This window comes from Streptomyces adelaidensis (assembly GCF_016598475.1).
Taxonomy (GTDB): Bacteria; Actinomycetota; Actinomycetes; order Streptomycetales; family Streptomycetaceae; genus Streptomyces; species Streptomyces adelaidensis.
In genome coordinates, this window is record NZ_JAEMUX010000039.1 from 65,173 (window position 1) to 77,460 (window position 12,288).

The following is a 12,288-nucleotide window of genomic DNA, read 5'->3' on the forward strand; positions in this document are numbered from 1 at the left end:
TTCAGTGTGCCTCTTGGGAGCTTTGGGCCAGTTCGTCCCAGAGGTACGCGCTGGTCTCGACGCCCTTGAGGAGCAGATCGAGTTCGACCTTCTCGTTGGGGGCGTGCCAGCCGTCGGAAGGGACGGAGATGCCCAGGAAGAGCACGGGCGCGTCAAGGACTTCCTGAAGATCGGCGGCGGGCCCTGAGCCGCCCTCGCGTGTGTAGCGGATCGGCTGCTGGAAGGCACGGCCCATCGCGCGCACGACGGACTGCAGGGCCGGGTGGTCCAGGGGTGTCAGACAAGGGCGGGTGGCCCCGCTGAACGTGATCTCGTACCGGATGCCGGCGGGGATCTGCTCGGCGGTCCAGACGCGGACGGCCTTTTCGATGTGGTCCGGGTCCTGGCCGGCGACCAGCCGGAAGGACAGCTTCACCATGGCCGAGGCGGGGACGACCGTCTTGCTGCCCGCGCCCTGGTAGCCGCCGCCGATGCCGTTGACCTCGGCGGTCGGGCGGGCCCAGACGCGCTCCAGGGTGGTGTGCCCGGCCTCTCCGTGCGTCGCTGTCGACCTGGCCGTGCGCAGCCATCGCTCCTCGTCGAAGGGCAGTTCGGCGAAGAGTTCGCGCTCGCGGCCGGTGAGCTCGACGATGCCGTCGTAGAAGCCGGGGATCGCCACGCGCGCGTGCTCGTCGTGCAGGGCGGCGACGAGGCGGGCGACGGCGGTGGCCGGGTTCGGTACGGCGCCGCCGAAGGAGCCGGAGTGGATGTCCTGGTCGGGGCCCTGCAAGTGGATCTCGCACTCGGTCAGGCCGCGCATGCCGGTGCACACCGTGGGCGTGTCCTCGGCCCACATGCCGGTGTCCGAGACGACCACCACGTCGGCGGCGAGCCGCTCGGCGCGCTCCTCGACGAGGGCGCGGAAGTGCGGGGAACCGGACTCCTCCTCGCCCTCGATCAGCATCTTCAGGTGGACGGCGGGCGCGGAACGGCCGGTGGTGGCGAGATGGGCGCGGACGCCGAGTGTGTGGAAGAACACCTGGCCCTTGTCGTCGGCCGCCCCGCGCGCGTGGAGGCGATTCCCGCGGATCACGGGCTCGAACGGTTCGGTGTCCCAGCCGTCCGCACGGGCCGCGGGCTGCACGTCGTGGTGTCCGTAGACCAGGACCTTGAGGGCCCCGGGGTCTTCGGAGGGCCACTCCGCGAAGACGGCGGGGGCGCCCGGCGTCTCCCAGACCTCGGCGGTGGGAAAGCCCGTCTCCTTGAGCTTGGCCGCCAGCCAGTCGGCGCTGCGCCGAACGTCCGTCGCGTGCTCGGGCTGGGCCGACACCGACGGGATGCGCAGCCACTCCACGAGGTCGTCGAGGAAGGAGGCGCGATGGCTCTCGATGTACGCACGGACGGTGTTGACGGCACTGTCAACGGGCTGGCTCATGCTCACGAGCCTATCCGCCCGCACCGACATGCTCTTCCGGCGGTTGGTCCGTGAACACTTCCGGTCCGTCCGCCGACGACTCGGGCCCGCCGGCACCCACGTCCGGCCCGTCGGCGCCGGGCTCCTCCAGGAGCAGCCGTTCCAAGGCGTCCCGGTCGGGCAGTTCCTCGGGCCGTACGACTTCCCCGGTACGGACGTAGAGGAAAGCGGCCCCCACGGACTCCAGGGGGACGCCCTGCTGCTCGGCCCAGGCGAGCCGGTAGAGCGCGAGCTGGAGCGGGTCGGCGGTGCGGGCGCGGCTGGTCTTCCAGTCGATGATGTCGTACGTCGTCGTCCCGTCGCCGTCGCTCTCCCGGTAGACGGCGTCGATGCGGCCGCGTACGACGCGTCCGGCGATGCCGAGCTGGAAGGGTGCCTCGACGCGGTACGGCGTGCGGTGCGCGTACGGGGTGAGTTCGAAGGCGTCCTTGAGGGCCTCCAGGTCCCGTTCGTCGGCGATCTCGGCCTCGCTGCCGGGCAGCTCGTCGGGCTCCAGCATGGGCAGGCGCAGCTCTTCGAAGCGGGCCTCGACCCAGGCGTGGAAGCGGGTGCCGCGCCGCGCCGCGGGCTGTGGGGGGCGCGGCATGGGACGGGCGAGTTCCTGCGCGAAACCGGCCGGGTCGGCGGCCAGCCGTACCAGCTGCGAGGCGGTCAGGGACGCGGGCAGGGGTACGTCGGTGACTTTCGCGCGGGCGCGCAGGAGCTCACCGGTGAGGGCGTCGAGGTCGCGGTCCCAGGACGCGATGGTGCGGGCCTCCTCGGGGGTGAGTCCGGAGGTGGCGGGGCGCCTTCGGGGGTGCGGCACGGCAGGCGTAGGCCCGTCCTGTCCGGGGTGGGGCACGCGCGCGTGGGAGGCCTGTGCGGGTCGGTCGGCCGACCAGGAGTCCCAGTCGGACGCGCCCTCCTCGTCGAGGCCCTCGGGGACGTCCGCCGGGAAGACGTCCTCCCCGAAGGGGACGTCGTCCGGGAAGTCCTCGTCCCCGGGGGGGACCTCTTCGTCGTCCGGCGGAGGCGGCCAGTCCGGGTCGTCGTAGGAATAAGGGTGGGAGGCCGGGTCGTGAGCGGCCCCCGGACGCGTGTCCTCGTGGGAGGCGGCTCGCTCCAGGTGGGCCAGTACGGTCTCGGCGGCCGCGCGGCGGCGGAGCAGGGCCTTGCCGTCGAGCGGGAGGGGCCAGGCATGGTCAGCGGCCGCCTCGTGCAGGGCGGGGTTCTCGGCGCCCTCCTCCGGTTCGTCGGCCCAGACCTCGATCTCGCCGTGCCCGGCGCCGCAGTGGGCGTACAGGGCCGTGAGGAAGTCGGAGGGTCCGCGCGGGCGCTTCTGGGACGGGCCCCACCAGTGGCCGGAACCGAGGAGCAGGGAGCGGGGGCGGGTGAACGTGACGTAGCCGAGGCGGAGTTCCTCGGTGTGCTGGTGGTCCTTCATGGCCTCCTGGAAGGCCTTCAGGCCCCGTGAGTCCCACGCCTCGACGTCGGGGAGCGTGTCGGCGTCGCCACGCAGTTCGTGCGGCAGGACCTTGCCCTGGGCTGTCCATTTCTCGCGGCCCTGGGTGCTGGGGAAGGTCCCGGTGACCAGGCCGGGGACGACGACGACGTCCCACTCCAGGCCCTTGGACTTGTGGGCGGTGAGCACCTTGACGGTGTTCTCGCCGCCCGGCAGGGCGTTGTCGAGACCCTTCTCGTACTGGGCGGCCGTCCGCAGGAAGCCGAGGAAGGCGAGCAGGGTGGCCTCCCGGTCGCTGTTGGCGGCGAAGGAGGCGGCGATGTCCAGGAAGTTGGACAGGGTCTCGCGGCGGCGGGCGGCGAGCGCGTGCGGGGACGCGGAGAGTTCCACCTCCAGGCCGGTGACGGCGAGCACCCGGTGGAGGACGTCCATGAGCGGGTCGGCGAGCGAGCGGCGCAGGTCGCGCAGTTCGGCGGCGAGGCGGGCGAACCGTACGCGCGCGTCCGTCGAGAACGGCAGCCCGTCGTCCTCCCCCTCGGCTTCGATCGGCAGCTCCAGGAACGTGTCCAGTGCGTCCGCCAGTGAGATCACCTCGGACGGGTCGACGCCCTCGACTGCGGCAGCGAGCCGGCGGTCCGGGTCGTCGTCGCCGGCCACGCGCGCGTGGGACACGAGCAGCCTGGCCCGGCGCCCCAGGAGCGCGAGGTCGCGCGGGCCGATCCGCCAGCGCGGCCCTGTGAGGAGGCGGACGAGGGACGCGTTGGCGCCGGGATCCTGGAGGACCTCGCAGACGGCGACGAGGTCGGCGACCTCGGGGAGGTGGAGCAGCCCGGAGAGGCCGACGACCTCCACCGGGATGTCGCGGGCGACGAGCGCGCCCTGGATCTCGGCGAAGTCGGTGGCCGTACGGCACAGGACGGCGATCTCGCCGGGTTCCTTGCCGGTGCGCACGAGGTGGGCGATCGAATCGCCGATCCAGTCGAGCTCCTCGGCGTGCGTGCGCAGCAGGGCGCAGCGGACCACGCCGTCGCGTTCGGCGCCGGGGGCGGGCCGGAGCGCCTCCACGCCCGCGTGCATGGCCCGCAGGGGCTCCGCCAGGCCGTTGGCCAGGTCGAGGAGGCGGCCGCCGCTGCGGCGGTTCTCACTGAGCGCCTGGCGGGTCGCCGGGCGGCCGTCGGGGAGGGCGAAGTGCTCGGGGAAGTCGTCGAGGTTGGCGACGGACGCGCCGCGCCAGCCGTAGATCGCCTGGCAGGGGTCGCCTACCGCCGTCACGGGGTGGCCGGTGCCACCCCCGAACAGACCCGCCAGCAGCACGCGTTGGGCCACGGAGGTGTCCTGGTACTCGTCGAGCAGGACCACCCGGAACTGGTCCCGCAGGATGGCCCCGACCTCGGGGAGCCGGGCGAGGCCGGCGGACAGGGCGATCTGGTCGCCGAAGTCGAGGAGGTCCCGCTCACGCTTGGCCGCGCGGTAGCGGACCACCAGCTCGGCGAGCTCCCGCCGGGCGGCGGCCGCCTCGGGGACCTTGCGAAGGTCTGCGTTGGTGAGCTTGGCGCCCTCCAGTTCGCGCAGCAGTTCGGCGTCGTACGCGCGCAGTTCCTCGGGGCGTACGAGGTGTTCGGCGAGTTCGGAGTCGAGGATCAGAAGGTCACTGACCAGGTCCGGAAAGGAGCGGGTGAGCGAGGGATACGGGCCTGGGGACTCGCGCAGGACGCGCGCGGCGAGTTGGTAGCGGGTGGCGTCGGCGAGGAGCCGGGAGGTGGGTTCCAGGCCGATGCGCAGTCCGTGGTCGGTCAGGAGACGGCCGGCGAACGCGTGGTACGTGGAGATGACCGGCTCGCCCGGCGGGTTGTCCGGGTCGATCACGTCCGGGTCGGTGATGCCCGCCCTGACCAGGGCCTTGCGTACGCGCTCGGCGAGTTCGCCCGCCGCCTTGTTGGTGAACGTCAGGCCGAGCACCTGTTCGGGAGCGACCTGTCCGGTGCCGACCAGCCACACCACGCGCGCGGCCATCACCGTGGTCTTGCCCGACCCGGCTCCGGCCACGATCACCTGCGGGGCGGGCGGCGCGACGATGCAGGCCGTCTGCTCCGGGGTGAAGGGGATGCCGAGGACCTCTTTGAGCTGCTCGGGATCGCTGATACGGGCGGACATCTCAGAGAGGCTAGCGTCGGCCACTGACATTGATGCCGGATCGCCCTCCGGGTGGGGAGACGCGCTGGTCAGCACGGGTGGTGCTGTGGATCACTCCCGTCGCGGCCCGGGGCCGCCCCCGCGTTCCGGGCCCGCCGCGCGCCTGTCACTCGACCACGTGACGACCTTCCGGGCGGGCACTGCACGATGCCCGAAACGCGCAATGTGCGCAGTGTTGTCCAGTGGTCGGGGAGAAACGTTCGTCCAGGACCTTTCCGGCAGCCGTGGCGAGGAGGTCGCCCACCCACTCCCCTTCCAGCGGCTCCTGGGCCTGCACCTTGGGAAGCGTCTCGCCGCCGTTCTTCTTGGCGGCGCCCTGCCTCAGCTGGACGAGTTCGGCGCCGCCCGGCTCGGGGCGTACGTCTCCGAAGGGCTCGTCGACGGCACCCTCACGGACCGCGAGCTGGTACACGGCGAGCTGGGGGTGGCGGGCCACCTCGGCGGCACTCACCGGCTGCTTGCCCGTCTTGAAGTCGACGACATAGGCGCGGCCCTCGGTGTCGGCCTCGACGCGGTCCATGGAGCCTCGGATGCGCACCTCGTAGTCGCCCGCTCCGAGGGTGACGTCGAAGTCGTGCTCGCTGGCCACCGGGGCGCGGCCGGTGCGGACGCCGTTTGAGTCGACGTGCCACTTCAGGAAGCGTTCGAGCGCCACGCGCGCGTGCTGCTTCTCCTGCTCCGACTTCCAGGGCGCGTCGAAGGCCAGCGCGTTCCACACGGAGTCGAGGCGCTCCATGAGGACGTCGAGGTCGGCGGGGGTGCGTCCGGAGGCGACCTCGTCGGCCAGGACGTGGACGACGTTGCCGAAGCCCTGGGCTGCGGTTGCCGGCGCGTCGGCCTTCACCTCGCGGCCCAGGAACCACTGCAAGGCACAGGTGTTGGCGAGCTGGTCGAGGGCGCTGCCGGAGAGCACGACGGGCTGATCGCGGTCTCTGAGCGGGACCTTGCTCTCGGTGGGCTCGAACATGCCCCACCAGCGGTACGGGTGCGCCGAAGGCACGAGCGGGCGGCCGTCCTCGTCGCTCAGCGCGGCCAGCCGGGCCAGGCGCAGGGCTGCGGCCTCACGGAGGGTGTCCGACACACGCGGGTCCACGGTCGTGGCGCGCAGTTCGGCGACAAGGGCGGCCACCGACAGCGGGCGACCGGGGCGGCCGGTGACGTCCTTCGGCTCGACGCCGAGTTCGGTGAGGAAGCGGGAAGGCTGGTCCCCGTCGTCAGCCGGGGCCTTCACGGCGGTGACCACGAGGCGCTCACGCGCGCGCGTGGCAGCCACGTAGAACAGTCGTCGTTCCTCCGCGAGCAGCGCGCCCGGCGTGAGCGGTTCGGCGAGACCGTCACGGCCGATGCGGTCCGCCTCCAGGAGCGAGCCGCGGCGGCGCAGGTCCGGCCAAAGTCCCTCCTGGGCACCGGCGACGACGACCAGGCGCCACTGGAGGCCCTTGGAGCGGTGCGCGGTCATCAGGCGTACGGCGTCGGGGCGGACGGCCCGTCCGGTGAGCGTGTCGGCGGCGATGTCCTCGGCCTCGATCTCGGCCAGGAAGTTCAGGGCGCCGAGACCGCCGGTGCGCTCCTCCGCGCGGGCCGCCGTGGCGAACAGTGCGCACACGGCGTCGAGGTCACGGTCCGCGTTGCGTCCGGCGGCCCCACCGCGCCGGGCGGCCCGCTCCAGGCGCCTGGGCCACGGCGTGCCGTCCCACAGCTCCCAAAGCGCCTCCTCGGCCGTGCCGCCGCCCGCGAGGCGCTCACGGGCCTTCCGCAGCAGCGCACCGAGCCGTTGCGCGCCCCGCGCGTACGCCGGGTCGTGCGCCACCAGCCGCTCCGGCTCCGCCAGCGCCCGCGCCAGCAGGTCGTCCGAGGGCGGCGGTACGGGGTTGCCCCCGGCCCGCTCCTCCTCGCGCAGCGCCCGGCCGAGGCGCCGAAGATCGGCGGTGTCCATGCCGGCGAGGGGCGAGGTCAGGAGGGTGAGCGCGGTTTCGGTGTCGAGCCAGCAGGGCTCGGACTCGGATGCGCCGGACGAGCCGTCGGACTCCTCGGCCGAGGACGATGGAGTCGCTTCGTCGCCCTCGGCCGAGGACTGCGGAGTCACGTCGTCCAGCTCGGCCCGTGCCACCGCCCGCAGAGCCGTCAGCAGTGGCTGTACGGCCGGTTCGTGGCGCAGGGGCAGGTCGTCGCCGTCGATCTCCAGGGGGACGCCTGAGGCGGTGAGAGAGCGCCGTATCGAGGGGATCGTGCGGGCGCCGGCGCGCACCAGGACTGCCATCTCGCTCCAGGGGACGCCGTCCTCCAGATGGGCCCGGCGCAGGATGTCCGCGATGTTGTCCAGCTCGGTACCCGGCGTCGGGTACGTGTAGACCTCGACGCGGCCCCCGTCCCGCGCCGGCCTGAGCTCGCGGTGAGCCCGTACCTTCTCCGCGGGGAGGCGGGTGAGCGGCATGCGCTGGGTGACCAGGCGGGTGGCCGCGAGCAGGGCGGCGCCCGAACGGCGGGAGGTCCTGAGGACGGCGACCGGGGCCTGGCGGCCGTCCGCGCGCGGGAACGCGGCGGGGAATTCCAGAATGCCGTTCACATCGGCGCCCCGGAAGGTGTAGATCGACTGGTCGGGGTCGCCGAAGGCGACCAGGGTGCGGCCGCCGCCCGCGAGGGCCATCAGCAGGCGCACCTGGGCCGGGTCCGTGTCCTGGTACTCGTCGACGTAGACCGCGTCGTACCGCGCGGCCAGCCGCTCGGCGACGCCGGGGCGGCCGGCGAGGAGCACCGCGCGGTGGACCAGTTCCGCGTAGTCGAGCACTCCTTGCAGGTCGAGGACGTCGAGGTACTCGGCGAGAAAGGCGGAGGCCGCGAGCCAGTCCGGACGGCCTATGCGCGCGGCGAAGGCCCGCAGGTCCTCGGGTGCCAGACCCAGTTCACGGCTGCGGGCCAGGACCGCGCGGACCTCGTCGGCGAAGCCGCGCGTGGTGAGGCAGGCGCGCAGATCGTCCGGCCAGCGCACGTGTGCGAGTCCCAGGCGCTCCAGGGCGGGCTGGCCCGCGAGCAGTTCACGGACCGCCACGTCCTGTTCGGGGCCGGACAGCAGCCGCAGCGGTTCGACGAACAGGTCGCTGTCCTGGTGGGCGCGTACCAGCGCGTAACAGAAGGAGTGGAAGGTGGTGGCCTGCGGGGCGCGCGCGGCGCCCATGCGGAGCGCCATACGGTCGCGCAGTTCCACGGCCGCCTTGCGGCTGAAGGTCAGGACCAGGACACGCGCGGGGTCCGCGCCACCGGCGACGCGGGCCGCCACTGACTCGACGAGCGTGGTCGTCTTGCCGGTGCCCGGACCCGCGAGCACGAGCAAAGGGCCCCTCTCGTGGTCAACCACACCGCGCTGCTCGGCGTCCAGACGAGGGGGGTCCGTCCGTGCCGGTCGGGTACGCACCAGCCGGTAAGCGCCACGGCTCCCCTGTCGCACCTGGGTGTGCGACAGGCGCCTGGTGGAGAAAGAGGAGCTCACGTGGTTCGCCGGTCCTGGTGGGTGTGCGAGATGTCACTGCCGGCGCGGCGCGCCGTCGTCGAGGGGTGGTCGGGAAAAGAGTGGGAGGCCCGCCGCTCGTCGAGGGCGGTGGCCACGGGGTGAGAGGGACACGTGGAGCCGACGCTACGCCGACGATTGATGCGGAAGCAGGGCTTCCTCCTGTTCCCTCCCGACTCGCACGGCACGTGCGTCCCTCGCCCCACGAACGTACGGCATACCACCGACGTGCCCCGTTTCACCCGTACGGCCCAGGGGTCGCACCACGGTCCGACGGATGCCCGAAGCTGGCAGCTGTGACCCTCCGCGCGTCAGCCGCCGTCCCAGCGCGCCCGTTTCATGTCGACGCGCGGCACATGGCCTTCGGCGGCCCGGCTCGCCTCACGCAGAGGGGTGCCCTCCGCGCGGTAGCGGTCCAGGGCTCTCAGCTCGTGGCCGGGCAGCAGGACCCCGTCGGCACGGACGACCCGCCACCAGGGGACCGCGCCTCCGTAGAGGGCCATCACACGGCCCACCTGGCGCGGGCCGCCCTCCCCCAGCCATTCGGCGACGTCCCCGTACGTCATGACCCGCCCGGACGGGATCAGGTCGGTGACCTCCAGGACCCGCTCGGCGTACTCCGGCAGGGCGTCCGCCGGAAGGCTCTCCTCGCTCATCCGCCCCATCCTGCCCGACCCCACCGACAATGGGACGTGGTGGCCGACGCGTGCGTCCTTCGCCCCGGGGGCGGTCTTCGGGCAGACTGTGCGCCCCCGCGTTGCACCCTGATGCCCCGGTGTGCCCACCGGGCATGCCACCATCGTGCGGGCGGTGACTGGTGATACGAGACCAAGAAGAGACGATGAAGCAGCAGAGCGTGCACCCCGATGACGCGGCGGGCACCTCTGACGCCTCGTCGCGCCCGGACACCGCCGACCGGGACGACAAGGCCGGCGAGAACGCCTCGAAGAAGGACTCCGGCACTGCCCCGGCTTCTGCCTCCTCGGACTCTGACGCCTCCTCGGCCGAAACACCCTCCCCCAGGACGCGCGGAGACGAGAAGACGCACGAGAACGAGAAGCCCCAGGTCAGGTGGGACGAGGAGGATCTGGAGGACGCCCACTCCGAGGAGGTGGAGGGCGACGAACCGTTGCTCCCCGCGCGCGTGCACCGTCCCTCCGACCTCATGCGGCTGTCGGTCGGCATCCTCGGGATCATTCTCCTGCTGGCGATCGCCGCGTTCGCCCACGGCACCACGTCGGGACTCGAACAGGACATCAACAAGGGCACGGGGCAGGCGCCCGATCTCCTGATCAAGCTCGCGGGCCTCGGGTCGAGCATCGCGATCCTGCTGGTGCCGGTCGCCTTCGCGATCGAGCGGCTGATCAAGCGGGACGGGCTGCGTATCGCCGACGGCGTGCTCGCGGCGGTCCTGGCCCACGGGGTGACGCTGGCGACCGATCTGTGGGTCGCCCGGGCCGCCCCGGGCTCGATCCAGGAGGCGCTCACCCAGCCCTCCCCCGGCGACATCCACGCCCTCACCGACCCCGTGCACGGCTATCTCGCGCCGGTCATCGCGTACATGACCGCCGTCGGCATGTCGCGCAGACCGCGCTGGCGGGCCGTGCTGTGGATCGTGCTGCTGCTCGACGCCTTCTCGATGCTGGTCACCGGCTACACGACACCGTTCTCGATCATCCTGACGGTGCTGATCGGCTGGACCGTCGCCTACGGAACGCTGTACGCGGTCGGCTCACCGAACGTACGCCCGACGGGCCGGACCCTGATGGCCGGCCTCAGGCGGGTCGGCTTCAAGCCGGTCAGCGCGGCCCGTGAGGAGGTCCCGGACACGGCGGAGGGCGGCGACCGGGGCCGCCGGTACTTCGTGACCCTGGAGGACGGCCCGCCTCTGGACGTCACCGTCGTCGACCGGGAGCAGCAGGCACAGGGCTTCTTCTACCGCGTCTGGCGGCGGCTGACGCTGCGCGGCATCACGACGCGCCGCAGCCTCCAGTCGCTGCGCCAGGCCCTGGAGCAGGAGGCCCTCCTCGCGTACGCGGCCATCGCGGCCGGCGCCAACGCGCCCAAGCTGATCGCGACCTCGGAGCTCGGGCCGGACGCCGTGATGCTCGTCTACGAGCACACGGGCGGGCACACGCTGGACTCCCTGGCGGACGACGAGGTCACCGACGAGCTGATGTCCGACACCTGGCACCAGGTGAAGGCGCTGCAGTCGCGGCGTATCGCGCACCGCAGGCTGGTGGGCGACGCGGTTCTGGTGGATCGTTCCGGCACGGTGATCCTGACCGATATGCGGGTCGGCGAGATCGCGGCCGGTGACCTGGTGCTGCGCATGGACGTTTCCCAGTTGCTGACGACGCTGGGCCTGCGGGTGGGCGCCGAGCGCGCGGTGGCCTCGGCGGTGAGCGTGCTCGGGCCCGACGCGGTGGCCGACTGCCTGCCGTTGCTGCAGCCCATCGCGCTGTCGCGCTCCACGCGCGCGACCCTGCGCAGACTGGCCCGGGAACGCGCCGAGCGCGAACGCCAGGCGGTCCTTGAGGCGTCCCAGCTGGCCAAGCAGGCGCGCGCTGAGGAGCACAAGGAGGCCGCCGAGCCCGGCAAGGCCGACAAGAAGGCCGTACGGGCCGAGCAGCGGGCCGAGAAGCGGGCGATCGACGATGCCCTGGAGGAGGCCCGGGAGGAGGACCTGCTCACCCAGATCCGCCGGCAGGTGTTGCTGATCAGGCCTCAGGCACCGGTCGAACCCGCCCGTCTCGAGCGGGTCAAACCGCGTACGCTGATCAGCCTCATCGCCGGTGCCATCGGCGCGTACTACCTGCTGACCCAGCTCACCCATACCCAGTTCGGGCCGCTCATCGAGAACGCCGAGTGGGGCTGGGTCGCCGCGGCCGCGTTCTTCTCGGCGCTGAGCTACGGCGCGGCAGCGATGAGCCTGCTGGGCTTCGTGCCGGAGCGGGTGCCGTTCCTGCGGACGGTGGCGGCGCAGGTCGCTGGGTCGTTCGTGAAGATCGTGGCACCCGCGGCTGTCGGCGGTGTGGCCCTCAACACGCGCTTTCTGCAGCGCGCGGGGGTGCGGCCGGGCCTCGCGGTGGCGAGTGTCGGTGCGTCGCAGCTGTTCGGGCTGGGCTGCCACATCCTGATGCTGCTCGCTTTCGGTTACCTGACCGGAATCGAGAAGACACCGTCCCTGTCGCCGTCCCGCACTGTCATCGCGGGTCTGCTGACGGTCGCGGTGCTCGTCCTGGTGGTGACCTCGATCCCGTTCCTGCGCAAGTTCGTCGTCACGCGCGTGCGGTCGCTCTTCGCCGGCGTCGTACCGCGCATGCTCGACGTGCTGCAACGGCCGCAGAAGCTGGTCACCGGCATCGGCGGCATGCTGCTGCTCACCGGATGCTTCGTGATGTGCCTGGACGCCTCGATCCGCGCCTTCGGCAACGACGGCGTTTCGATCAGCATCGCCAGCGTCGCCGTCGTCTTCCTCGCGGGCAACGCGCTGGGGTCCGCGGCGCCGACGCCGGGCGGTGTGGGCGCCGTCGAGGCCACCCTGACGTTCGGTCTGACCGCCGTGGGGCTCCCCTTGGAGGTCGCCGCGCCCGCGGTGCTGCTGTTCCGACTGCTGACCCTGTGGTTGCCCGTGCTGCCGGGATGGCTGGCCTTCAACCAGTTGTCACGCAAGGGCGCGCTCTAGATCTAGCC

The 12,288-nt window shown here is 72.4% G+C and carries 5 protein-coding genes; 1 reads left to right on the plus strand and 4 read right to left on the minus strand.

Annotation, left to right across the window (positions count from 1 at the left end):
• Nucleotide 1: 1 nt before the first annotated feature.
• The 4 genes from I8N67_RS22750 to I8N67_RS22765 form a co-directional block, all read right to left on the minus strand.
• Nucleotides 2-1,414 (minus strand): dipeptidase, encoded by a 1,413-nt coding sequence (locus I8N67_RS22750; protein WP_200305021.1) that lies wholly within the window; start codon nt 1,412-1,414, stop codon nt 2-4.
• A gap of 10 nt (nt 1,415-1,424) precedes the next feature.
• The gene (locus tag I8N67_RS22755) at nt 1,425-5,048 is read right to left on the minus strand and encodes an ATP-dependent helicase (RefSeq protein WP_200305022.1); all 3,624 of its coding nucleotides are present in this window, start codon (nt 5,046-5,048) and stop codon (nt 1,425-1,427) included.
• A gap of 145 nt (nt 5,049-5,193) precedes the next feature.
• Nucleotides 5,194-8,574, minus strand: a complete 3,381-nt coding sequence (locus I8N67_RS22760; RefSeq protein WP_200305023.1) for an ATP-dependent helicase — start codon at nt 8,572-8,574, stop codon at nt 5,194-5,196.
• Nucleotides 8,575-8,903: 329 nt separating this feature from the next.
• Complete coding sequence (locus I8N67_RS22765; protein WP_307835323.1) at nt 8,904-9,248, minus strand: MGMT family protein; 345 nt, start codon at nt 9,246-9,248, stop codon at nt 8,904-8,906.
• 185 nt (nt 9,249-9,433) lie between these two features.
• On the opposite strand from I8N67_RS22765, the gene I8N67_RS22770 reads away from it, so the two are divergent.
• Nucleotides 9,434-12,280 carry a lysylphosphatidylglycerol synthase domain-containing protein gene (locus tag I8N67_RS22770; RefSeq protein WP_200305025.1) on the plus strand — a complete coding sequence of 949 codons (2,847 nt, stop codon included), beginning with the start codon at nt 9,434-9,436 and terminating at the stop codon, nt 12,278-12,280.
• Nucleotides 12,281-12,288 lie beyond the last annotated feature (8 nt).